This is a genomic window from Chryseobacterium sp. DZ-32, assembly GCF_059587025.1.
The window spans coordinates 74,371-99,091 of sequence record NZ_JCAIOM010000005.1 but is presented as its reverse complement, the minus strand read 5'-3'; the positions used below and the strand labels follow the sequence as shown (position 1 = coordinate 99,091).

Sequence of the window (24,721 nt, the reverse complement as noted above, 5' to 3'; positions counted from 1 at the left end):
GTGTGTTTTTTACATTTATTTAAAATAGAATCTTATATTTGTTTTTATCTCATCAGGAGAATTTAAAATCTCAATAATCAAAAACGTTTCACCACCATGAAAAAATATGTTATCGGGCTGGACTACGGTACAGATTCCGTACGGGCCGTTCTTATTGACACTGAAAACGGTTCTGAAATAACTTCTTCAGTCAGCTATTATCAAAGATGGAAAGAAGGTAAATTCTGTAATCCCTCAGCTAATAGTTTCAGACAGCATCCTTCAGATCATATTGAAGGTCTGGAGAAAACTATTTCAGAAGTTGTAAGAGAAAGCGGGATACCGGCAGAGCAGATTGTTAGTATCTGCATTGATACTACAGGCTCTTCACCGTTACCAGTAACAAGTGATGGAGTAGCCTTAGCACTGGTTCCGGGATTTGAAGAGAATCCGAATGCCATGATGGTTTTATGGAAAGACCATACCGCTATCCGCGAAGCTGAAGAAATCAATACCCTTGCAAGAACCTGGGGTGGAGAAGATTATACAAAATATGAAGGCGGTATTTACTCCTCAGAATGGTTCTGGGCCAAAATACTGCACATCAGCAGAGTGGATGCAGGGGTAAAAAATGCTGCTTATAGCTGGATGGAGCACTGTGATTATCTGACTTTCCTTTTATCAGATCATAAAGACCTGGCTACCTTTAAAAGAAGCCGTTGTGCAGCTGGCCACAAAGCCATGTGGCATGAGTCATGGGATGGTCTGCCTTCCGAAGAATTCCTCAACAGGCTTGATCCTTCTCTGGGAGCACTCAGAGCAAGATTATACAGGGAAACCTATACTTCAGACGAAGCTGCCGGCTATCTGAATGAAGAATGGGCCGCAAAAACCGGTCTTACCACCAAAACCATTATTACGGTAGGAACTTTTGATGCCCATTCAGGAGCTGTAGGAGCCAGGGTGGAAGAAAATACCCTGATCAGGATCATGGGAACTTCCACCTGTGACATTATGGTAGCCTCACAGGAAGCCATTGGGGATACAACCGTAAAAGGGATCTGCGGTCAGGTTGATGGCTCTGTGATTCCCGGACTGATAGGGCTTGAAGCAGGGCAGTCCGCCTTTGGAGATGTTCTGGCATGGTATAAAGATATTCTGATGTGGTCGGTTCATCAGGTGATGATGCATTCCGAAAGTATTTCAGAGGAGCAGAAGACAAAGCTTACTGAAGAAATGGAGGCCGGACTTATCAGAAAATTGACCCTTGAAGCAGAAAAAATTCCTCTTTCAGATACTGTTCCGGTTGCCTTAGACTGGGTAAACGGAAGAAGAACACCGGATGCAGATCAGGAACTTAAAGCAGCGATCACTCAGCTTTCTTTGGGAACAAAAGCTCCCCATGTTTTTAAAGCTTTGGTGAATGCCATTTGCTTCGGAGCTAAAAAGATCGTAGACCGTTTTGAAGAGGAAGGTGTGAAAATCAATAAAGTGATCGGAATCGGAGGAGTAGCAAGGAAATCACCGTTTATCATGCAGACCCTTGCTAATGTTCTGGATATGCCGATTGTGGTTGCCGCTTCGGACCAGACTCCCGCGTTAGGGGCTGCTGTTTATGCAGCTGTATCAGCAGGAATTTATCCAACCGTACAGGAAGCAAGCATGAAAATGGGCTCCGCATTTGAAGCGGAATATCAGCCGAAAGCGGAAGAAGTACAGCACTACAGAGAATTAATGCAGCAATACCAGAAGCTCGCTGATTTTGTAGAATACAATACCAAACTGAAAAACAACAGGAAAGAACTTCAGAACTCCTGATTTTCCATTTTAACCTTTTGAATGATACTCAAAATGAATACCTATAAAGAACTCCAAAGAGAATGTTATGAAGCGAATATGCAGCTGGATGCCCTGAAGCTGGTGGTCTATACTTTCGGGAATGTAAGTGCTGTAGACCGTGATAAAGGCATTTTTGCCATTAAACCAAGCGGTGTCCCTTATGACATTTTAAAGCCGGAAGATATGGTGATTCTGGACTTTGATGCCAATGTCATTGAGGGCAGGCTCAGACCTTCTTCAGATACCAAGACCCATGCTTATCTGTATAAAAACTGGGAAAATATCGGTGGAATTTCCCACACCCATGCGATCTATTCCGTGGCGTGGGCACAGGCACAAATGGATATTCCTGTTTTCGGGACCACCCATGCAGACCATTTAACAACAGATATTCCCTGCGCTCCACCGATGCGGGATGAGCTGATCGAAGGAAACTACGAATACAACACAGGAATACAGATTCTGGAATGCTTTAAAGAAAAACAGCTCTCTCCGGAAGAAGTGGAAATGGTTCTTATCGGCAATCACGGTCCGTTTACCTGGGGAAAAAATGCTGAGAAAGCAGTCTACAACAGCAAAGTGCTGGAGACCATTGCCGAAATGGCTTATCTCACCAGACAGATCAATCCTGATGCGGAACGTCTGAAAGACTCACTTATCAAAAAACATTATGAACGTAAGCACGGCAAGAATGCCTACTACGGACAGGAATTTAAACACTAAACACTTTAAGATAAACAACTATTAACGATCAACAAAACTATGTTAACACCTCTCAATACCAAAGAAGTCTGGTTCATCACAGGAAGTCAGCATTTATACGGACCAGAAACACTGGCGCAGGTAGCAGACCACTCAAAAAAAATTGGGGAAGAACTTGAAAAATCTTCTTTCATTCCGGTAAAAGTCATTGTAAAGCCAACGGTAAAAACTACCGAAGAGATATTTGAAACCATTGCATCCGCTAATCATGCAGAAAACTGTATAGGAGTAATCACGTGGATGCATACCTTTTCACCCGCCAAAATGTGGATCAGAGGATTAAAAATTTTACAGAAACCTCTTCTGCATCTGCATACCCAGTTCAACAGAGATATTCCGTGGTCTACCATGGATATGGATTTTATGAATCTCAACCAGGCAGCTCACGGAGACCGTGAATTTGGTTTTATGGTAAGCAGGCTCCGAAAGAACAGAAAAGTAGTGGTAGGGCACTGGTCGGAAGAAAGAGTTCAGAAGCAGATCGGCGACTGGAGCCGTGTTGCTGCAGGCTGGGACGACTGGCAGGGAGCTAAATTTGCGCGTTTCGGAGATAATATGCGGTTTGTAGCCGTTACAGATGGAGATAAAGTAGAAGCTGAAACCCGGTTCGGCTTTTCAGTCAATACCTGGGGAATCGGTGATCTTGTCGGAGTTATCAATTCAATAAGCGAAGGAGAAATAAAAAGCCTGATGGAAGAATATGAATCTTCTTATCACATGGCAGCTTCCCTTTTGGAAGGAGGAGCCAACAGAAGTTCGCTGCACACCGCTGCAAAAATTGAATTAGGACTTGAAAAATTTTTAAAAGAAGGTGGATTTAAAGGATTTTCAGATACCTTTGAAGACCTTCACGGGCTGGAACAGCTGCCGGGAATTGCCGTACAGAGACTGATGCAGAAAGGATACGGATTTGCAGGCGAAGGAGACTGGAAAACAGCGGCGCTCGTACGTGCCATGAAAACAATGGGGCAGGGCCTTGAAGGAGGAAATGCTTTTATGGAAGATTATACCTATCATTTAGATCCTTCCAATCCTTCTATTCTGGGCTCCCATATGCTGGAAGTAGATCCTGTGCTGGCAGCCGGGAAACCTTCATGTGAGATCCATCCGTTGGGAATCGGAGGAAAAGCAGATCCCGTTCGTCTTGTTTTTAACTCCAGAGGAAATATTGACTCTCTGAACGCTGCATTGATGGACTTTGGAAACCATTTCAGACTGCTGATCAACAAAACCAGAGCATTGGAAATTACAGAAGAGCTGCCAAAACTTCCGGTAGCAAGAGTCTTATGGAAACCTCTTCCTGATTTATATACAGCTGCAGAAGCCTGGATACTGGCAGGGGGGGCACACCATACATGTTACAGTGAAAATATTTCGGCAGAACAGCTGGAAGATTTTGCTGAAATAGCAGGAATTGAATCATTAGTCATTGATGAAGATACCAGAATGCGTGATTTTAAAAATACACTTCGTTGGAATGAAATGTATTATCGTTAATTAATTGTAAAAAATATGTAAATAATTATGAAAAAAACAACATATAACGGCATTTTTATTTTATTATTTTTAATTATTTTCGGCTGCAGAAAAGAAAATAACAAACAGGATATTTCAGGAAAAATGGAGAATGTTCAAACTTCAGACTATGGAGTGACGCCCAAAGGCGATTCTATTAAAAAATACACATTAAGCAATAAAAACGGGATGAAAGTTGAAGTCATCAACTTCGGCGGGATTATCACTTCTTTAACAGCTCCTGATAAGAACGGGAAATATGAAGACGTGGTTCTGGGTTTTACAAAACCTGAAGGATATTTCGATGGAAACCCTTATTATTTCGGTGCTTTGATCGGAAGATACGGCAACAGAATTGCCAATGCCCAATTTACACTCGATGGCAAAACCTATGAAATCAACAAAAATGATGGCCCTAACAGCCTTCACGGAGGAAAAGAAGGGTTTCACACCAGATTCTGGAATATTGAAGTCGTAAAAGATGCAAAATTTCCGACATTGAAATTATCTTATACCAGTGCAGATGGTGAAGAAGGATATCCGGGGAAATTAACAACAACCGTTTTTTACACGCTTACAGACGACAATGCATTGGAAATTTCGTATGAAGCTGAAACAGATAAGCCTACTGTAGTGAATCTTACCCAGCATTCCTATTTTAACCTGTCAGGAAATTTTACTAAAACGATTACCGATCATGAACTGCAGATTAATGCAGATCATTTTCTTCCGGTGAATGAAACCTTGATTCCTACCGGTGAACAGAAAGCCGTAAAAGGAACTCCTTTTGATTTTACGGTTTCAAAGTCTATCGGAAAAGATATCAGTGCAGATGATGATCAGCTGAAAAAAGGAAAAGGATATGACCATAACTGGATTTTGAATGGAAAAGGTTTGAGAAGTATCGCAAAAGTGTATCACCAGGGAACAGGAAGATTAATGGAAGTCTTCACAGATGAACCCGGTGTGCAGTTTTATTCCGGAAATTTTCTTGACGGAAAGTTTGATACCAAAACCGGTGGTAAAAATGAATTCAGAACAGGGTTCTGCTTAGAAACACAGCACTTCCCGGATTCACCGAACCAGCCTTCTTTTCCTTCTACAGAATTGAAGCCCGGACAGAAATACCACTCGAAAACCATCTATAAATTCTCCGTAAAAAAGTAAACTATGGGAAAATTAGCAACTATTGATATCATCATATTCCTGATCTATTTTGTAGTGGTAGCTTCTTACGGATTATGGATCTATAAAAAGAAAAAATCCGAATCTACAGGAAGTAAGGATTATTTCCTTGCGGAAGGATCTTTGACATGGTGGGCGATCGGAGCCAGCTTAATTGCCTCCAATATTTCTGCTGAGCAGTTTATCGGAATGAGTGGTGAAGGTTTCTTTGTAGGAATTGCTGTTGCTGCTTATGAATGGATAGCTGCTCTTGCGTTAATCATTATTGCGGTCTGGTTTATTCCGATCTATCTTAAAAATAAGATCTATACCATGCCCCAGTTTCTGGAAAGAAGGTATAACAAATCTGTTTCGCTCATCATGGCCGTATTCTGGCTGTTTCTGTATGTTATCGTGAATCTTACCTCCATTCTTTACCTTGGTGCTCTTGCCATCGATACTTTACTGGGAGGAGAGCATCTTCACGGTATTATGATCGCTCTTTTGCTTATGGCCCTTCTGATCGGTCTCGGAGGAATGAAAGTAATTGGATATACAGACGTTATACAGGTGGCTGTCCTTATTATCGGAGGTTTTGCAACGGTGTATATGGCGTTGCAGATCGTGGATCAGAGAATCAACGGAGCCGCTGTAGGAAATGCGCTGGCAGGATTCAATACCCTGATCAATGAGGCTCCGCAGCACTTTAAGCTGATTCTTCAAAAACCAACAACTACGACTACTACTTTGGCAATGCCTCAGAACCTTGAGGTACAGAAATATGTAGTGTTACCGGGTCTGGCCATGTATTTTGCCGGGCAGTGGATTGTTAACCTGAACTATTGGGGATGCAATCAGTATATTACACAGAGAGCTTTGGGAGCAGATCTCAAAACGGCAAGAACAGGAATTTTATTTGCAGGTTTTTTGAAACTATTCATGCCTGTAATCGTAATGCTTCCGGGAATCGCTGCTTATGTTTTATATTCCAAAGGACACCTTCCGGGATTCAACGGAGTGAAAGACGGGGCATACTCTGCAATATTAGGATTTTTACCTGTTGGACTTAAAGGATTGGCTATTGCAGCATTGACCGCAGCAATTGTAGCTTCACTGGCAGGAAAAGTGAACAGTATCTCAACCATTTTTACCCTGGATATCTATAAGAAATACCTTAAAACAGATGCCACCGAAATTCAGATGGTGAGAACAGGCCGCTGGGTCATTATTATTGCAATGATGGCAGCACTGGCCTTTACCTGGACAGATGTTTTAGGAATTGGTGGTGAAGGAGGTTTCACATTTATCCAGAAATATACAGGCTTTATCAGTCCGGGAGTTTTTGCCATGTTCCTTCTGGGAATGTTCTGGAAAAGAACGACTGGCATAGCTGCTTTGGTAGGAGTGATTTTAGGATTTGTCCTGGCGATCTTCTTCAACAGTTTTGCCGTTGAAATTTTCGGGAAAGAGACGTGGATGTATACAGCATTCACTTATGAAAAGCTGGAAAATGGGGTGGTTCATACCATTACCGAAATTCCTTTCCTGATTAATATGGGATGGTCGTTTTTTATCACCATAATTGCCATGATCCTGATCAGTCTTGCAGGTCCAAAAGTAAACCCTAAAGCCTTTGCCATTGATGTAGCAATGTTTAAAGTAGACAACAGGACATTAGTTTTGATTGTGATGACGCTGCTTTTACTGACCGTCTTGTATGTAAGATTTTGGTAAACGTAGAAATATGTTATAAGTGAATAGTCAATAGTGAATTCGTTTCACTGTCAATTTTAAAAATTCATCATTAACTTGTGAAGCAAAATTGACTTTTTAAAAGTGAATGGTAAATAGTGAATTTGTTTCACTTGTCAATTTTAAAAATTCACCATTGGCTGCGAAGCAAAATGACTTTTCACACATTATTAAAAATAGGATGCTTTTTGAGCATCCTATTTTTTTGTTTCAGAATTAGCTATATGCACTTCTATTGCGCTTAGTTCATCTCAATATATTTGAATCTGAACTTTAGTTTTGATCGTATGCAATGCTTTTGCTGATTATTTTGTGCAGATTGAATATATGACAAAAGTGAATAGTCAATAGTGAATTCGTTTCACTGTCAATTTTAAATTCATCATTGACTGCGAAGCAAATTGACTTTTTAAAAGTGAAAGGTCAATAGTGAATTCGTTTCACTTGACAATTTTAAAAATTCACCATTGACTTGCGAAGCAAAATTGACTTTTTAAAAGTGAATGGTCAATAGTGAATTCGTTTCACTGTTAATTTTAGAAATTCATCATTGACTGCGAAGCAAAATTGACTTTTCACATCAATAAAAAAACCAGGATGCTTAAAAAGCATCCTGGTTTTTTTATTATATCTTCTGACAATTAGTTCATTCCAATATATTTGAACTTGAACAATTGACATGAAGTACCGTAATAATCCCAAAGGTGTAAGTTTGAATTGCCATCCATGGTACAGTTGGGAATGTCCCAGCCACGTGTAGGGTCCACCTTGGACAGGATTTTATAATAACCATTGGAGACAGCAACTACCTGCCAGGCTTGTGCATCATTACCATAGTTCTGCCAAAGCCTGATCGAAGTTCCCAGTGTATTGCTGTTACTGGCTAAATCAATGCAGCGATTGGTTGCACTCGCTTTGGATACAAAACGCCAGTAACCATTGCCGGCGTCAATTGCAACCCAGCGTTGTGCGGCAGCACCATTCCTTGTCCATGGTCTTAACACTGCGCCATTGGCATCCTCTCCGGATTTTAGATCAACTACTTTATTGGCATCGGTCTGAAACTCGATCTCGTAAATACCATTATTAACCAGGCTGCTGGTTGTATTACAGTTTCCAACAGGATAATTGGAGGATGCATATTGCTGGAACCACTGTTTAACTGGTGCGGCGCAGGCTTCCCAATCGTTGTTGTAGGCTGTTCCTGCATTAGGATCGCCTTTGTGGAGGAGATTATCCGGGGCAAGAACATTCCAGCTTACATTGCCTGACTGATCCACGATATATTTTAAATTAGCGCCAAATCCGCTTCCGCCTGCGGTACCTGTTGTACCGATGCCGAAGGTACCATATCCCTGAGGTGCCCAGTCGGTCTCGGTAATGGCAATCGGTGCTATGTCTGCAATCGGTTTAACATTGATATTCCATGCATTCTGAAAGGCTTGATAGTTGCTGAGACCGCCCCAGTAACCCGGATAGATATGAACAGCATAACCAATATTACCACCTGTAATCTGGTTATTGACATAGCCTTGATAATGGGATTGCCATCCTGTGCCCGGTATCCAGCAAACATTATTGGCTCCATTGTTGCGAATGATGTTAACCAGTGGCTGGAAGAAGTTTTTAAGTGCTGCAAAGTGCTCGTTTCCAGTCGATCCCCATGTGCCATTTGTGCCCAGAATCTCAACAGGTTCGTTGGCTAATTCGAACATTACATTGTCAGCGTTCTTTAGGCCCGGATGTTGAGAAAGGAAAGTCCATACCGTCTTAAGATAGCTATGGTACGCATCATTCACTGCAATACGGCTCGGACATACGCCTGGCGGACGTAGGATGACATACATTCCCAGGCTGCGGGCATGGTTAATCAGTGGGATTATTACCTGATCTGTATAAGTTACCAGGCGGTTATAATTGAATCTTGAGATATCGTTCTCAGGGATAGCCGGTCCGGGATCATTGGTCCAATACGGGTCAATATGAAGGCGGATGTAATTGAGATACCAGCCATCAGCAGTGCTGCTGAGCTTGTTCATAACAGCTTTATTATAGTTCAGTGCGCCCTGTACATTGTAATTATCCCAGGTACAGTAGCCGGAATTGGCGCCATACTGACAGCCATTGAACCAGGGGCTTGGAGTTATGGCGACACCATGTAAGACAACATTATTGTTACAGGGGTCTTTAAGGTATTTGCCTCCGACATGCAGCATTGGTGTTGCGGCCAATGCTCTTGCGCTAGCGCCGGCACTTAAGTTGGTGTCAGGGTCTTCTAGTAAATTTTTTTCATCCATCGTAGAACAGCTGGAAAGAATAATTAACAGAAAGGCCAGAAAAAGCCACATTTTGTTTGTTCTCATAATTTGATATATTTAAAGTTTGGTCTTATTTTTTAGCCGTCAATATTTTGATTCTCCCTCCCGCGCAGGAGTATTGCGCAGATAAGTAAAACTTCTTAATTTTTATTAACGGTGGATTTGAATAAGGATTGATTTTCAGATTACTAAACCGTTTAACCTGTTTGTCTCCATATCTCCTTACCTAAATACCGGTTTCAGGTAGAATACTGGAATCATTTCTATTCAGTTTGCAATTTGAAAATCTTTTTCTCTCTTTTTCTGGTTGCCGCGAAGTTAAGTTCGGGGTTTGTGAAAATTTGAGTTGTTATTAAATATGGTTATTAGTTTTGTATAAAAATACACATAATATTAAATATAAATCAATATTTTATCAAAAATTAACAAAAAATTACATATCATAAATAGGATTGTAAACCATATAATTATAACGCCTTGTGTGGTAGGAAAAAAGAAAAAACCTTATCATAAATTTTTATGACGATCATTCTGAAAAAAGACAAAATAACTGTTTGTCCTGCTGGAGATTTCCGCCAGGAGCACAAAAAAAATCTCACAAAAGTGAGATTTTAATAAGAGTATGCTGAATTTTCTATCATTCTAAATTGTTAATTTTCTGGAATACTTTTTCCAAAATTAAACAGGTTGGTCTATCAGATTTTAAACATAAATCCCCGCGAGATTTTTTTATTGTATTTTTTTTCATCAAACCGATAAAGAAAAGACCCTTTTCTGGATGACGTCATATCCTTTTTATTCGTATTCACAAGGATATCCATACTGTTGATCTTGCTGGTAAAATTCCGCTTGTCAAATTTTTCATCAAAAATAGCTTCATAAAGATTCTGAAGATCTTTCATTGTGAACTTTTCAGGAAGAAGCTCAAATCCTATAGGTCCTGTGGAAGCTCTTCTTCTTAATCTTGCTACAGCATCCTTTACCATTTCGTTATGATCGAAAATAAGGTCAGGAGCTTTCTGCAGTTCCACCCATTTTGCACTGTACTGCTCATTGATCTGGATGTTTTTCTCAATATTGATCAGTGCATAATAGGAGATAGACATGATTCTGGCTGTCGGCTCACGGTTAATTTCCGTATAACATTTCAGCTGTTCAAGATAAATATTTTCAAGACCGGTCAATGTACACAGAACTCTGTTGGCCGCCTCATCAGAGGTTTCCTCACTGCCAACGAAGCCACCCATCAACGACCATTCGCCCATTTGAGGTTCAAAATTTCTTTTTACCAAAAGTATTTTAAGATTTTCGCCGTCAAAACCGAAAATGATACAGTCAACAGCAACAAGGTGTTTGGGATATTGGGAGTAATCCTCAGTCATCTTTTATATTTTACTACAAAGGTAAAGCTTTTATGAATATGATATTATATAAATGTGATTCATACACTTTTTAATCTGAATGATTTATTTCATTAAAATTATTTCTAAAGGATATTTTGGGAGGTAAAACCGTTATCAAAACCGGAAAATATCACAGAAATCAGGTTAATCATACATGAATTGAATGTTAAAATTGTGTTAAAATTAAAAATAAGATTGATAATAGTCAAGAAAAGGGACTTAACGTTAAAAATACGATAAGGTATTTGCTATATCTTTGAAATTTTTGCCAAAACATGTTCTGAATTCATTTTCATAGGGAATCATATGGTTTTAAGGTTTTGTTTTTCTGTGAATTAATTATCTTATTTTTTATGATAAGGTAGTGTGTTTTTTGTTGTTTTCAGGGCTTTATTGAAAGTTTTAAATGAAAAAATTAGTCAAACAGACTCAGGAAATGTTTCGTATATAGATTCTTTCTGTTATTTTAGAAATGTTGAATTAACATTTATCCATGACCCCAAAACTTTCGGTTATTTTATTGTGTTTTGCTTCATTTGCCTCAGCGCAGATGAATAAGAAAATTCATTATTTCCCTTTGGAAACTGTAAAGTTATCAGAGAGTGTTTTCAATAAAGCTATGATGGCAGACCGTCAATATCTCATGGCAATGGAACCTGACAGGCTGCTGGCTCCTTATCTTAAAGAAGCCGGGTTGAAACCCAGGGCAGATAATTATCCCAATTGGGAAAATACAGGACTGGACGGTCACATAGGAGGACATTATATTTCCGCATTATCCCTGATGTATGCTTCTACAGGAGATACTGCGATACAACAGAGAATTGATTATATGATCAATGAACTGGAACGGTGCCAGAAAACCTCTCCGGACGGATACATTTCAGGGATTCCTAACGGGAAAAGAATCTGGAAAGAAATAAAACAGGGAAATATTCGCACTTCAGGCTTCGGTTTGAACGACCGCTGGGTACCTTTATATAATATTCACAAACTTTACTCAGGGCTGCGCGATGCGTATTGGTATGCCAAAAATGAAAAAGCAAAGGCAATGCTTGTAAAGCTTACAGATTGGATGATGAATGAAGTGTCGGATCTTTCTGATGAACAGATACAGGATATGCTGCGCAGTGAACATGGAGGGCTCAACGAAGTTTTTGCAGATGTTTACGATATCACTCATGATAAAAAGTATCTGAAACTGGCTCACCGTTTTTCCCATCAGGCTATTCTTACACCGCTTTTATCAGGAGAAGATAAACTTACAGGACTGCATGCCAATACACAGATTCCAAAAGTAATCGGCTATAAACGTATTGCCGATCTTGAGAATAATACGTCCTGGAGTAATGCCGCTGATTTTTTCTGGCATAACGTTACAGAGAAAAGATCTTCAGTTATTGGCGGAAACAGTGTTAGTGAGCACTTTAACCCTGTCAATGATTTCAGCAGCATGATCAAAAGTATTGAAGGTCCCGAAACCTGCAATACCTATAATATGCTGAAGCTGACCAAAGAGCTTTATGCAACGCAGCCCGAATCGTATTATATAGATTATTACGAAAAAGCTTTATACAATCATATTCTTTCCACAGAAAATCATGATCAGGGAGGCTTTGTGTACTTTACGCCAATGCGTCCCGGACATTACCGTGTGTATTCGCAGCCTCAGACCAGCTTCTGGTGCTGTGTAGGATCCGGAATGGAAAACCATGCCAAATATGGAGAAATGATTTATGCCCGGTCGGATAAGGATTTATATGTGAACTTATTTATCCCTTCCACATTGACATGGAAACAGCAAAAAGTAGTGCTCCGCCAGGTCAATAACTTCCCGGAAGTTCCTGAAACAACATTGATCTTTGATGCTGCAGGAAAATCAGAATTTGATGTAAAACTTAGATGTCCCGAATGGACTACACCTTCGGAAGTAAAAATTCTGATCAACGGAAAACAGGAAAAAGTACAGCGAGGTTCTGACGGTTATTTTACGCTGACTAAAAAATGGAAAAAAGGTGATGTCGTAAAAATGATTTTACCTATGCATCTTTCCGCAGAACAGCTGCCTGACCGCTCCAGTTATTATGCATTTAAATACGGCCCTGTGGTGCTTGCCGCAAAATACGGGACCGAAAACCAACAGGGACTTCTTGCGGACGATAGCAGAGGAGGCCATATTGCTCATGGTCCGCAGATTCCTTTAAACGAAATTCCTGTTATCCTCGGAAATTCTTCAGAAGTTGTCAGTCATGTTGAGCCTTCGAACAATAAACCGCTCAACTTTACCGTTACAGGTCTTTATCCGTCTGAAAAATTCGGGAAAGGGCTCAGTCTTGTGCCGTTTTACAGTATTCAGGCAGAAAGATATATTTTATACTGGCCTCAGGCTGATAAAAACGGAATAGAAAATATTTTGAAGCAAAGGGCAAAAGAAGAAGCAGAAACCAGAAAGCTGGATATGATCACCGCAGATAAGATCCAATTGGGCGAACAGCAGCCGGAATCAGACCATTTTATAGAAAGCAAAGACTCTGGTACAGGATATATGGAAGACCGCCATTTCCGTGATGCCAAAGGCTGGTTCAGTTACCGGATTAAAAATACCGGAAAAAATGCTTCATACCTTTACCTGCTGTACTTTGATGCGAATACCAGCCGTACGCTGAATATTGAGATCAACGATAAAAAAATCATTACCCAAAATCTGGAAGGAAAGTCCGGAAGTTTACCTCAATATCTGATTGTTCCGATTCCGGATTCAGAAAAGAATAAAGAAAATCTTAGTGTAAAATTCCTTGCAGATGAAAAACTCATGACCGCTAAAGTCATTGAAGTCCGTTTACTGACAGAAAATTACGAAAAGAAATAAAGCTGAACCAACATTAAAAACAGATTTTTTCCATGAAGAACAGAACTATATATTTATTATTTTTTCTTGCAGCTATTTGCAGTTTTCATGCAAAGGTAAGGCTTCCCGCATTGGTTTCAGACGGAATGATCCTTCAGAGAAATCAGGATCTTAAAATCTGGGGATATGCAGATGCAGGAGAAAAAATTACAATTAAGTTTATCAATAAAACCTATAATGCCACAGCAGACCAAAGGGGAAACTGGTCTCTTATGATTCCAAAGCTTAATGCCGGAGGTCCATATACCATGATGATTAATGAGATCACCCTTAAAGATATTCTTATTGGTGATGTATGGGTAGCCTCAGGACAATCCAATATGGAACTTCCGATGCGCAGGCTGACACCTTTGTATGAAAATGAAATTAAAAACGCCAATAATCAGAATATAAGATTCTTCACGGTTCCGCAGAAATATAATTTTAAAGCTCCGCAAAATGATCTTGACGGAGGGAAGTGGGAAAGTACCAATCCTCAGACTATTCTTGATTTTTCAGGCGTTGCTTATTTTTTTGCGAAAGAACTGAATGACAAAAACAAAGTTCCTGTAGGAATCATTCATACCAGTCTGGGAGGTTCTCCGGTTCAGGCCTGGATGGATGAAAAATCACTCAAAAAATACCCGGAATACCTGGCTGAAGCAGAAAAATGGAAAAATGATGATCTGATACAATCTACAGAATCCCAGGAAAGATCATTAAGTAAAGCATGGTATTCAGAGCTGGATCAGAGCGACATTGGCTTCAATCAGCACTGGGAAAAAGATAACGCCAGTGATTCCGGGTGGAAAACTATGATGGTACCAGGCTCATGGGAAGATCAGGAAGGCTCGTTTGACGGTTCGGTATGGTTCCGCAAAGAAATTATTCTTCCAAAAGGAGTGGATCAGAAAACAGCGTTTTTGAATCTGGGAAGAATAAAAGATGCCGATATTACTTACATCAACGGAATCAAAGTAGGAAATGTAACCTATGAATATCCGCCGAGATGGTACGACATTCCGAAAGGTGTTTTAAAAGAAGGAAAGAACATCATCACGATAAGAGTCATCAATGGCAGCGGAAAAGGGCAGTTTATCGCTGATAAACCGTATTACTTAGAAATTGATGGACAAAAAACAGACCTTAAAGGCGAGTGGAAATATAAAATAGGAGCAAAAATGGAAAAAATGGCTCCCGGACAGACATTTATCCGCTGGAAACCGGTAGGTCTTTACAATGCCATGATTAATCCGCTGATCAATTATAAAATCAAAGGATTTATCTGGTACCAGGGTGAAAGTAATACAGGAAAACCAAAAGAATATGGAGATTTATTGTCAACAATGATTTCAGACTGGCGCTCAAAATGGAATAAGAATGATCTGCCGTTTTTCATTGTGCAGCTGGCCAATTTCATGGAGAAAAAAGATGAACCGATTGAAAGCAACTGGGCTGAGCTGAGAGAACAGCAGAGACAGGTTTCTCTTAATGTTCCTTATTCAGGACTTGCGGTAACGATTGATGTGGGAGAGTGGAACGATATTCATCCGCTCAATAAAAAATCAGTAGGTGACAGGCTAGCTTTACAGGCCCTGAAAATTGGGGAAGGCAAAAAAATCATAGCTGACGGCCCCGTTTATCAGTCGATGAAGACAGAAGGCAATACCATTATTTTATCCTTTAAACCCGGGACGGACGATCTGATACAGGGAAGTCTTAAAGGTTTTGCCATACAGCAGAAGGATGGCAGCTACCAATGGGCAAAAGCAGAAGCAAAAGTAAATAAAGTGATGGTATGGAATGATCAGTTAACCAGTCCTGTCAATGTACGTTACGACTGGGCAGACAACCCAGACGGCAATCTTAAAAACAAAAGCGGGCTTCCGGCTTCACCTTTTACAACAGAAAAAAATTAATTTAACATAGAAACCTTATTAGAATCAATGGATCATCAACCACAAAAAATATCGGTAATAGAAAAAGTAGGGTATAGCCTGGGAGATCTGGCAGCCAACCTTGTTTTTCAGACCTTAGTCACCTATCTGACCTATTTTTATACAGATATTTACGGACTCAAAGCAGAAGATGCTTCTGTCATTACCCTTACTGTAGGTTTAATTGCCGGGTTTGGCTTTAATCCGCTTATCGGAGCACTGGCAGACCGTACAAGCTCACGATGGGGGAAATTCCGTCCATGGATTTTATTTACCGCTGTTCCGCTTGGTATTGCAGCACTTTTGGCCTTCAGCACGCCTCACTTTTCCTACCAGGGTAAAATGATCTATGCTGCGGTTACCTATTCATTATTATTGTTATTATATGCTTCCAATAACTTACCATATGCTGCTCTGAGCGGTGTTATCACGGGAGATATGGGAGAAAGAAACAGTATTTCTTCGTACCGTTTTGTAGCGGTGATGTTTGCCCAGTTCTTTGTACAGGTATTTATGTTGCCAATCATTCTATATGTAGGACACGGAGATAAAGCGCAGGGGATCGAGACCGTTATGACATGGCTGGCGGTGATCGGATCCGTCATGTTACTGATTACCTTTTTTACCACCAAAGAAAGAATCATTCCCAAACCGGAGCAGAAATCAAGTCTGAAAGAGGATTTAAAAGATTTATTCCAGAACAGGCCGTGGATTATTATGCTTACCGTGACTGCATTTATATTCATCACGCTGGCCATGAAAGGAGGTTCTTACGTATATTATTTTAACAACTATGTGGATGAAAATGCTCTCAAAAGTTTTATCTCACCCATTACAGCATTTTTTAATTCTGCAGGGATGAATTTCTTTGGGGAAGACCCGAAATCTGCAGGGTTCGGATTATTTAATGCAGGAGGAATTGTGATGATGATTGTAGGGATTACTTTCTCTAAAAAACTGGCAGACCGGTTTGGAAAGCGTGACACTTTTATTGCGTCATTATTCATTTCTACATTATTTATCCTCGCTTTTATATTTTACCCTCCGAAAGCAGTGGGAATGATGTTCCTGTCACAGATTTTACACGGATTCTTTTATGGAATCAGCACACCGCTTTTGTGGGCAATGATTGCTGATGTGGCCGACTATTCGGAATGGAAGAACAACCGCAGGGCAACCGCTATTATCTTTTCTGCCATGATGGTAGGATTGAAAGTAGGTCTAAGCATCGGAAGCTCTCTGGTAGCTTTGATCATTGGAAAATACGGATACATTTCAGTACACGGGAGCGAACAGGTTATTCAGCCTGAGACAGTGGCAGCAGGAGCGAAGATGCTTGTGAGTATTTTCCCGTCCATACCGTTTTTCATTGCCTGCGGACTGCTTTTATTTTACAAAATCAATAAAAAAATGGAAGTTCAGATTGAAAAAGATCTGGCTGAAAGAAGAAAATAAAAAAATAACTATGAAACGTATTTTAATTGGTTTGGCGGCTCTTACCGCTTCCGGGCTGTCGGCGCAGAAATCCGATGGTACTTTAAAAAAAGCATTTCAGGATAAATTCTATATCGGAACTGCCATGAGCCTTCCCCAGATTGACGGGACAGATCAGAAAGCAGCGGCGATTATCAAAAAACAATTCAGCTCTGTTGTTGCGGAAAACTGTATGAAATCTATGTTCCTGCAGCCTCAGGAAGGAAAGTTCTTCTTTGATGACGCTGATAAATTTGTTGATTTCGGGATGAAAAATAAGATGTTCATCATCGGACATACGTTAATCTGGCATTCACAGTTACCAAAATGGTTTTTTGTGGACAACAACGGAAAAGATGTTTCTCCGGAAGTATTGAAACAGCGCATGAAAAACCACATTACAACCGTAGTTTCCCGTTATAAAGGAAAAGTAAAAGGATGGGATGTGGTCAATGAGGCCATTCTTGAAGACGGATCCTACAGAAAAAGTAAATTTTATGAAATCCTGGGTGAAGATTTTATTCCTTTGGCATTTCAGTATGCACAGGAAGCCGATCCCAATGCAGAATTATATTACAACGATTATAATGAATGGTATCCTGAAAAGGTAAAAACAGTCATTGCAATGGTTGAAAAACTTAAATCAAGAGGAATCCGTATTGATGGGGTAGGAATGCAGTCCCATGTCGGGATGGATAACCCTTCCATAGATGAATACGGGAAAGCAATTCTGGCATATTCCAATGCAGGAGTTAAAGTCAATATTACAGAACTTGAAATCAGTGCACTGCCTTCTCCATGGGGAAGCTCTGCCAATGTTTCGGACACTGTTGCCTATCAGAAAGAAATGAATCCCTACACCAAAGGACTTCCCAAAGAAGTAGAAATGAAATGGGAAAAACGTTACCTTGATTTCTTTGGCTTGTTCTTGCAACATAAAGATAAAATAAGAAGGGTGACCTTATGGGGAGTTACCGATAAGCAGTCCTGGAAAAACGATTTTCCGGTAAAAGGAAGAACAGATTATCCGTTGCTGTTTGACAGGAAAGACCAGGAGAAACCTGTGGTACAAAAAATAATAAAATTGGCAGAGAAAAATTAAAATCAATAGAATTTTTACTTAATGAAAAAATCAAAATATTTATTCCCGGAAGATTATATGGCAGATCCTTCCGTTCATGTTTTTGAAGATAAAATCTATATCTATCCTTCTCACGACCGCGAAAGCGGAATTGAAGAAAACGATAACGGGGATCACTTCGATATGAATGATTACCATGTTTTCTCAATGGATGATGTGGACAGCGGAGAAATTAAAGATCATGGCGTAGTGCTTTCGGTAAAGGATATTCCATGGGCGGGAAGACAGCTTTGGGATTGTGATGTTGCTTTCAAAGACGGGAAGTATTATATGTACTTTCCCCTGAAAGACCAAAATGATATCTTCAGAATCGGTGTTGCAGTGAGTGATAAACCTTACGGACCTTTCATTCCTGAAAAACATCCGATGATGGGAAGTTACAGCATCGATCCCTGCATTTTTGAAGATAAAGGAAAATATTATATGTACTTCGGAGGAATCTGGGGTGGACAATTGCAGCGCTATAGAGATAATAAAGCACTTGAATCTGCAATAATTCCTGAAAATGATGAACCTGCGATCCACTCAAAGGTGGCTTTGCTAAGCGATAATATGCTTGAGTTTGCCGAAGCACCTAAAGATGTTATCATCATCGATGAAAACGGAAAACCGCTGCTTCATGGAGATAAGCACCGCTTTTTTGAAGCTTCATGGATGCATCAGTACAATGGCAAATATTATTTTTCTTATTCTACAGGGGACACCCACCTGATTTGCTATGCAACCGGGGATAATCCTTACGGTCCGTTTACTTTTCAGGGTGAAATTCTTACTCCGGTGGTAGGATGGACTACCCATCACAGCATCGTGGAGTTCAAAGGAAAATGGTATCTGTTTTTCCATGATTCTGTTCCTAGTGGCGGTAAAACATGGCTGAGAAGTATGAAGGTTGTTGAACTGGAATACGATAACGAAGGCAAAATCAAAACGATTGAAGGTCTTGATGACCAGGCATAGCCATCTTTAATAATTTAAAATTTTTCAATGCGATATCTGAGACTCAACATTCTATTTTTGCTGATATTTCCTTTGCTGGTTTTCGCGGAGGACGGAAGTCAGCTCTGGCTTCGGTTTCCTGCAAAAAACGGAATATCGGCAGATCAAATTATTTCCAAAGGCAGCAGTCCAACCCTGAATATTGCCAGAAAAGAGCTGGGCAGCCACTGGCAGGGACAGACGGTGGAACTTCGTACAGAAAACAAAGAGAAAAACCTGAAAGACGGTTACAGGATTGTTTCCACGCCTGAAAAAATTGTTATTTCTGCAGGAAAAGAAATAGGACTGTTGTATGGAGTCTATCATATCTTACGATTGCAGCAGACAAAAGTCGATCTGTCTCATTTAAATACGATAGAAAAACCCTCATACGATGTAAGGGTTCTGGATCATTGGGATAATCTGGATGGAAGTATTGAAAGAGGATATGCCGGAAGATCGCTTTGGAAATGGGAAGATCTGCCTGGAAAAATTTCTCCGCGTTATGAAGAATATGCAAGAGCCAATGCTTCTGTAGGAATCAATTCCGTTGTTTTGAATAATGTGAATGCATCGCCCAATATGCTTAGGGAAGATTATCTTAAAAAAGTAAGGGTTTTGGCTGATATTTTCAGACCTTACGGCATCAAGGTATATCTTTCCGTGAATTTTTCTTCACCTAAAGTGCTGGGCGGATTACAAAATTCAGATCCGTTGAATAAAGACGTACAAAAATGGTGGAAAGATAAAGCGGCTGAAATTTACAAGTTAATTCCCGATTTTGGTGGATTTTTGGTGAAAGCCAATTCCGAAGGGCAGCCGGGCCCTCAGGATTACGGAAGAACTCATGCAGACGGAGCCAATATGATGGCTGATGCCCTGAAACCTTACAACGGGATCGTGATGTGGAGAGCCTTTGTTTACAGTCCAAGCAAAGACGACAGAGCCAAACAGGCTTATCTGGAATTTGTTCCTCTGGACGGTAAATTCAGGGATAATGTAATTATTCAGATCAAAAACGGACCTGTTGATTTCCAGCCGCGTGAAGCGTTTAATCCACTCTTCGGAGCTTTGAGAAAAACTTCCGAAATGTTAGAGTTTCAGATCACCCAGGAATATCTGGGCTTTTCAAATCATCTGGTTTTTCTGGCACCTTTATTCAAAGAAACACTGGATAGCGACACCTATTCTGACGGACAGGGATCCACGATTGCAAAAATTACAGACGGTACGTTAAGACCTGCAAAATTGACAGCCATTTCAGCCGTTGCCAATATCGGGGAAGACACGAACTGGACGGGGCATCATTTTGCACAGGCCAACTGGTATGCATTCGGCAGATTAGCATGGAATCACGAGCTGAGCTCAGAGCAGATTGCCGATGAATGGATTAAAATGACCTTCACAGACGATCAGAACTTCCTGAATCCGGTAAAAGAAATGATGCTTTCTTCCAGAGAAACCGCTGTGGATTATATGATGCCTTTAGGACTTCATCATATCTTTGCAGGAGGACATCACTACGGCCCTGAACCGTGGGGAGATTATAAAGGCGGAAGACCGGACTGGTCCCCTGTCTATTACCATCAGGCTGATGCTAAAGGAGTAGGTTTTGACAGGACAAAAACAGGAAGTAATGCTGTTTCACAGTATTTTCCGCCACTGAATGAAAGGTATGGAAATATCTCAACCTGCCCGGAGAATCTTATTCTTTGGTTTCATCATGTTCCGTGGGATTATACAATGAAAGATGGAAAATCTTTGTGGGATGAGCTGTGCTATACGTATGATTCAGGAGTGAAAAAAGTAAGGGAATATCAGAAAACCTGGGATAGAATGGAACCGTATATTGATGAACAGCGATTTGCCGATGTTCAGTCAAAACTCAGAATTCAATCTAAAGATGCGGTATGGTGGAAAGATGCCTGTCTGCTGTATTTCCAGACTTTTTCCAAAAAGCCGATTCCTTATGATATAGAACGTCCTGTTCACGAACTGGAAGATCTGAAAAAGATTAAACTGAACATGGGTCATCATAATTAAAAAATGAGGCAGCTCTTTTTCCTGATTGGAAATGAGCTGCCTCAAAACAATAAACTGTAAGTAAAATTTTAATCCAAAATAATTGGAATGATCGATAGGTCAATCTATCTGTATATATTCCGTTTTATCGGAGAGAAATTATTTTATTAAAAACATTTCCGTTTTCTTCAACCTGGATGATATACTGATCTGCTGTTTTAGGATCAAGATCAAAAGTGATATCCACCTTGCCGTCAGCATATTTTTTGTTCGAAGTATAATATGTTGTATTGGAAAGATCATATACTGAAATGCTTACGGGTCCTTTTACATCAGACATGTGAAGTTTGGCCATATGCCCGGAAATTGTATATTCAGGCTTATGCACAGCGCTTACAGGTGTTTTTTCCACCTCCATTACATTATCAGCATTGATTTTAATCTTGTATTTTTCGATCTTTGCTTCTGATTCTGCTACCAGATAATACGTCCCCGGTGTAAAGCTCTGGAAGTCATAAGTCTTGATCACATGATCTCCATCTGCAAGATTTTCGGAAAATAGTTCGTCATGTGCAGTGTTATAGACAAAAACAGAAACACTTTTAGCATTTGAAAGCTCAAAATTCAAGGTTTTGTCTTGTACGTTTCCAAAGGAAAGGGAAAAATCTCTGTCCTTACTCATTACATTTGCTGAAAACAATAAGGCTCCTGCAAAAAATACGGCTTTTAATAATGTGCTCATGGGTTAAGGCTTTTAGGATTAATACTGCAAAGCTATGGCAGCAATAATTCTCAGGCTATAATTAAATTTTCATATTAATGTACTATATTAACCTTGTTTAATGATATTAGTGTATTATTTGTTAATTTTGCATATGAAATTATTTGTATTTGGCCTATGAAACATGTAAATCCTTCTTTTGAGGCGGTAAGACCTACTATAGGAAGCAGTTTTACCAGCCTTAAATTTCTGACTAATGAGAATATAAAATCTCATGTCTGGCATTACCATCCCGAGGTTGAGCTGATTTTTGTATGCAAAGGCTCCGGGAAAAGACAGATCGGAAGCAGTATCACTTATTTTTCAGAGGGAGATCTTGTACTGATAGGAAGTAACCTTCCACATTGTGGACTGACCAATGAAAGTACACATAATGAGTATGAAATGGTGATTCAGTTTAAGCCTGATTTTTTAGGAGAACCGATCTGGAATATTCCGGAGATGCAAAGGATTTCTGCACTGCTGGAAAAGTCAAAAGCAGGAATCGTATTCGGGGAAGAAGTGAAGAAAACAATCGGGAAAGAGATTACGGAGATGCATGATGCTTCCTCCCTCGACAAGCTGTGCAGATTTCTGAAAATATTGGATGAACTGTCTGTTACCCAGGATTACAGGATTTTAAATGCAGGGAAATATTACCTTCAGACACAGATTGAAGATAATGAAAGAATCAATCTTATATTCAATTACGTTAAAGATCATTTCAAAGAAGCCATAACCCTCGAGGAGATGGCTGATCTTGCCAATATGAAAGTGCCGTCTTTCTGCCGGTATTTTAAAAAAATTACCAATAAAACCTTTACACAGTTTGTCAACGAATACAGAATTACCCATGCTCTTAAGCTTCTGGCAGAACAGCCTTTGAGTATTACGGAAGTCTGCTTTGAATCGGGGTTCAATAACTTCAGCTATTTTAACAGGACTTTTAAAGAGTATATCAGTAAAAGCCCTTCTCAGTACAGAAAAGAATTTAATTATTTTATGGAGTAATTCACAGTCGGGTTTAAAAATAAATTGCTGTGTTGGAATGTATTGAAATTTAAGTGTATATTTAACACTTATAATAATGTTTAAAAGTATAATTTCTCTGTTATAAATTCAGTAGTTTTATACTTAAGATCCCCAGGATCTGTTTGATCAGAAAAGATTGATATGGATGAACAGTTAATCAACCCAACCCTGCAAAAGTTTAGGACCGAATTCAAAGAAGAGCCTGAACATATTTTCCTTTCTCCCGGAAGAATTAATATTATTGGTGAGCATGTAGACTATAGCGACGGCTTTGTATTGCCTGCTGCCATAGACAAATACATCTGTTTTGCTGTCCGCAGACGGCCACAGACCAATTTGTGCAGGATCATAGCCAAGGATCTTGGAGAAGAATATACATTTGATGTTACAAAAGAGGTAAAACCGGTACAGCAGATGTGGATGAACTATATTCTAGGCGTTTTCAGTCAGCTGCAGAAACCCGAAAATCAATTTTGCGGAATGGAAATTGTTTTCAGCAGTACCATCCCGATGGGATCCGGGCTTTCCTCTTCGGCCGCTCTTGAATGCGGTTTTGCCTATATCCTTAATGAACTTTTTGATCTGCGGCTGTCAAAAAAAGAAATCGCGGTGATCGGGCAAAAATCCGAACATACTTTTGCAGGAGTTCAGTGCGGAATTATGGATCAGTTTGCCTCCGTTTTCGGAAAGGAAAATAAGGTCATTATGCTTGATTGCAATTCCCTGGAACATCAATATTTTGATGCTGACCTTAAAGGATACAGCTTATTGCTTTTTGACAGCTGTGTAAAACATAGTCATCTGACATCCGGCTATAATGAAAGGCGTAAAGATGTTGAGCATGGAAAAAAAGTTTTATGGGAAAAATTCCCCGAAGTAGAGAAGTTCCGGGATTTTACCACAACTATGCTTGACAGTGTTAAAGAGAAAATGGGAAGTGTTTCACATAAAAGATGTCTCTACTTACTGAAAGAAATAAAGAGGGTAGAAATGGCGGCAAAAGCTATTTCAGAAGGAAATGTTGAGCATCTGGGAAGACTTCTCACGGAAACTCACGCCGGGCTGTCCACTGAATTTGAAGTCAGCTGCGAAGAACTTGATTTTTTGGTTGAAAACACATTGCAGCAGGGAGGTGTACTGGGAGCAAGAATGATGGGAGGAGGTTTCGGAGGCTGCAGCATCAACCTGATTCAGGAAGATAAAGTTGAGGAAGTAATTCAGGCCATCAGTGAAAAATATTTTGAACACTTTAATATTGAGATGAAAGTTTACCAGGTTAAAATTTCAGACGGGATAAAAGAATACACCAATGAATACATTATTTGACCCTAAAAAACATCCCCACAGAAGATACAATCCTCTTTTGGATGAATGGATACTCGTTTCCCCACAACGGGCAAACAGGCCATGGCAGGGGCAGAGAGAAGAAACAGTAACAGAAAACCGTCCTGAATATGCCCCGGACTGCTATCTCTGCTCAGGAAATATTCGTGCTAATGGAGACCGTAACCCTGAATATAAAGGAACCTATGTCTTTAACAATGATTTTGGAGCATTGCTGAATGAAGAAGTTGATTTTTCTGAACAACAGTCAGGATTTTTTACTCTACTTCCGGAACGAGGAATCAACAGGGTGGTTTGTTTTTCTGAAAACCACAGCCTTACTTTGCCGGAAATGTCTTTGGAACACATCAAAAATGTGGTGGATGTATGGCAGGAGCAGTTCAATGAGCTGGCCGCTCTGGACCATATCAACTATGTT

Annotated in this window: 17 protein-coding genes; 14 read left to right on the top strand and 3 right to left on the bottom strand. The window is 40.0% G+C overall.

Translation table 11 applies throughout. From position 1 onward, the window contains the following. Positions 1 to 96 precede the first annotated feature (96 nt). From AC59HC_RS07090 to AC59HC_RS07070, 5 genes are read left to right on the top strand one after another with little or no spacing between them, the layout of a single operon-like run. Positions 97 to 1,797 (top strand): ribulokinase, encoded by a 1,701-nt coding sequence (locus tag AC59HC_RS07090; protein ID WP_343643300.1) that lies wholly within the window; start codon positions 97 to 99, stop codon positions 1,795 to 1,797. A gap of 33 nt (positions 1,798 to 1,830) precedes the next feature. Beyond that, a complete protein-coding gene (locus tag AC59HC_RS07085; protein ID WP_002978734.1) occupies positions 1,831 to 2,541 on the top strand; it encodes an L-ribulose-5-phosphate 4-epimerase in 711 nt (236 codons plus the stop codon). A gap of 39 nt (positions 2,542 to 2,580) precedes the next feature. Then, on the top strand, positions 2,581 to 4,077 hold the full coding sequence (gene araA / locus AC59HC_RS07080) for an L-arabinose isomerase (protein WP_343608899.1): 1,497 nt from the start codon (positions 2,581 to 2,583) through the stop codon (positions 4,075 to 4,077). 27 nt (positions 4,078 to 4,104) lie between these two features. After that, on the top strand, positions 4,105 to 5,262 hold the full coding sequence (locus AC59HC_RS07075; RefSeq protein ID WP_202842888.1) for an aldose epimerase family protein: 1,158 nt from the start codon (positions 4,105 to 4,107) through the stop codon (positions 5,260 to 5,262). A gap of 3 nt (positions 5,263 to 5,265) precedes the next feature. Next, entirely contained in the window at positions 5,266 to 6,993 is a 1,728-nt protein-coding gene (locus AC59HC_RS07070; protein WP_411413874.1) for a sodium:solute symporter family transporter, read from the top strand. 659 nt (positions 6,994 to 7,652) lie between these two features. Here AC59HC_RS07070 and AC59HC_RS07065 read toward each other — a convergent pair. Both AC59HC_RS07065 and AC59HC_RS07060 read right to left on the bottom strand, forming a co-directional pair. Beyond that, on the bottom strand, positions 7,653 to 9,374 hold the full coding sequence (locus tag AC59HC_RS07065) for an RICIN domain-containing protein (protein WP_343643297.1): 1,722 nt from the start codon (positions 9,372 to 9,374) through the stop codon (positions 7,653 to 7,655). 650 nt (positions 9,375 to 10,024) lie between these two features. Then, complete coding sequence (locus AC59HC_RS07060) at positions 10,025 to 10,711, bottom strand: NUDIX hydrolase (protein ID WP_110009792.1); 687 nt, start codon at positions 10,709 to 10,711, stop codon at positions 10,025 to 10,027. 514 nt (positions 10,712 to 11,225) lie between these two features. Between AC59HC_RS07060 and AC59HC_RS07055 the strand changes: the two genes are divergently transcribed. Genes AC59HC_RS07055 through AC59HC_RS07030 form a run of 6 tightly spaced genes read left to right on the top strand, consistent with a single transcriptional unit; the run spans position 11,226 to position 21,188 of the window. Next, positions 11,226 to 13,601 (top strand): beta-L-arabinofuranosidase domain-containing protein, encoded by a 2,376-nt coding sequence (locus AC59HC_RS07055; RefSeq protein ID WP_496558307.1) that lies wholly within the window; start codon positions 11,226 to 11,228, stop codon positions 13,599 to 13,601. Between the two features lie 32 nt (positions 13,602 to 13,633). Next, complete coding sequence (locus AC59HC_RS07050) at positions 13,634 to 15,538, top strand: sialate O-acetylesterase (protein ID WP_496558306.1); 1,905 nt, start codon at positions 13,634 to 13,636, stop codon at positions 15,536 to 15,538. 27 nt (positions 15,539 to 15,565) lie between these two features. Beyond that, positions 15,566 to 17,011 carry an MFS transporter gene (locus tag AC59HC_RS07045; RefSeq protein ID WP_411413878.1) on the top strand — a complete coding sequence of 482 codons (1,446 nt, stop codon included), beginning with the start codon at positions 15,566 to 15,568 and terminating at the stop codon, positions 17,009 to 17,011. Positions 17,012 to 17,021: 10 nt separating this feature from the next. Next, positions 17,022 to 18,131, top strand: coding sequence for an endo-1,4-beta-xylanase (locus tag AC59HC_RS07040; protein WP_496558305.1), 1,110 nt, complete (start codon positions 17,022 to 17,024; stop codon positions 18,129 to 18,131). A 21-nt stretch (positions 18,132 to 18,152) separates the two neighbouring features. Beyond that, complete coding sequence (locus AC59HC_RS07035) at positions 18,153 to 19,127, top strand: glycoside hydrolase family 43 protein (RefSeq protein ID WP_496558304.1); 975 nt, start codon at positions 18,153 to 18,155, stop codon at positions 19,125 to 19,127. Between the two features lie 27 nt (positions 19,128 to 19,154). Beyond that, the gene (locus AC59HC_RS07030; protein ID WP_496558303.1) at positions 19,155 to 21,188 is read left to right on the top strand and encodes an alpha-glucuronidase; all 2,034 of its coding nucleotides are present in this window, start codon (positions 19,155 to 19,157) and stop codon (positions 21,186 to 21,188) included. Positions 21,189 to 21,312: 124 nt separating this feature from the next. Here the strand turns inward: AC59HC_RS07030 and AC59HC_RS07025 are convergent, their stop codons facing one another. Further along, positions 21,313 to 21,909 (bottom strand): hypothetical protein, encoded by a 597-nt coding sequence (locus AC59HC_RS07025; protein ID WP_202842866.1) that lies wholly within the window; start codon positions 21,907 to 21,909, stop codon positions 21,313 to 21,315. A 156-nt stretch (positions 21,910 to 22,065) separates the two neighbouring features. On the opposite strand from AC59HC_RS07025, the gene AC59HC_RS07020 reads away from it, so the two are divergent. The 3 genes from AC59HC_RS07020 to galT all read left to right on the top strand — a co-directional run. Then, the gene (locus AC59HC_RS07020) at positions 22,066 to 22,938 is read left to right on the top strand and encodes an AraC family transcriptional regulator (protein WP_202842864.1); all 873 of its coding nucleotides are present in this window, start codon (positions 22,066 to 22,068) and stop codon (positions 22,936 to 22,938) included. Positions 22,939 to 23,100: 162 nt separating this feature from the next. Then, a complete protein-coding gene (gene galK, locus AC59HC_RS07015; RefSeq protein WP_202842862.1) occupies positions 23,101 to 24,285 on the top strand; it encodes a galactokinase in 1,185 nt (394 codons plus the stop codon). Next, a partial coding sequence (galT, locus tag AC59HC_RS07010; protein ID WP_496558302.1) for a galactose-1-phosphate uridylyltransferase occupies positions 24,269 to 24,721 on the top strand: 453 nt, incomplete at its 3' end. The genes galK and galT, both read left to right, overlap by 17 nt.

Excerpts from the sequence above, each read along its gene's own strand:
- AC59HC_RS07025 (WP_202842866.1), bottom strand. The coding sequence starts at position 21,909 with ATGAGCACATTATTAAAAGCCGTATTTTTTGCAGGAGCCTTATTGTTT.
- AC59HC_RS07045 (WP_411413878.1), top strand. The coding sequence starts at position 15,566 with ATGGATCATCAACCACAAAAAATATCGGTAATAGAAAAAGTAGGGTAT.
- AC59HC_RS07065 (WP_343643297.1), bottom strand. The coding sequence starts at position 9,374 with ATGAGAACAAACAAAATGTGGCTTTTTCTGGCCTTTCTGTTAATTATT.
- AC59HC_RS07055 (WP_496558307.1), top strand. The coding sequence starts at position 11,226 with ATGACCCCAAAACTTTCGGTTATTTTATTGTGTTTTGCTTCATTTGCC.
- galK (WP_202842862.1), top strand. The coding sequence starts at position 23,101 with ATGGATGAACAGTTAATCAACCCAACCCTGCAAAAGTTTAGGACCGAA.
- AC59HC_RS07090 (WP_343643300.1), top strand. The coding sequence starts at position 97 with ATGAAAAAATATGTTATCGGGCTGGACTACGGTACAGATTCCGTACGG.
- AC59HC_RS07035 (WP_496558304.1), top strand. The coding sequence starts at position 18,153 with ATGAAAAAATCAAAATATTTATTCCCGGAAGATTATATGGCAGATCCT.
- AC59HC_RS07070 (WP_411413874.1), top strand. The coding sequence starts at position 5,266 with ATGGGAAAATTAGCAACTATTGATATCATCATATTCCTGATCTATTTT.
- AC59HC_RS07060 (WP_110009792.1), bottom strand. The coding sequence starts at position 10,711 with ATGACTGAGGATTACTCCCAATATCCCAAACACCTTGTTGCTGTTGAC.
- AC59HC_RS07030 (WP_496558303.1), top strand. The coding sequence starts at position 19,155 with ATGCGATATCTGAGACTCAACATTCTATTTTTGCTGATATTTCCTTTG.
- AC59HC_RS07020 (WP_202842864.1), top strand. The coding sequence starts at position 22,066 with ATGAAACATGTAAATCCTTCTTTTGAGGCGGTAAGACCTACTATAGGA.
- araA (WP_343608899.1), top strand. The coding sequence starts at position 2,581 with ATGTTAACACCTCTCAATACCAAAGAAGTCTGGTTCATCACAGGAAGT.
- AC59HC_RS07040 (WP_496558305.1), top strand. The coding sequence starts at position 17,022 with ATGAAACGTATTTTAATTGGTTTGGCGGCTCTTACCGCTTCCGGGCTG.
- AC59HC_RS07085 (WP_002978734.1), top strand. The coding sequence starts at position 1,831 with ATGAATACCTATAAAGAACTCCAAAGAGAATGTTATGAAGCGAATATG.
- AC59HC_RS07050 (WP_496558306.1), top strand. The coding sequence starts at position 13,634 with ATGAAGAACAGAACTATATATTTATTATTTTTTCTTGCAGCTATTTGC.
- AC59HC_RS07075 (WP_202842888.1), top strand. The coding sequence starts at position 4,105 with ATGAAAAAAACAACATATAACGGCATTTTTATTTTATTATTTTTAATT.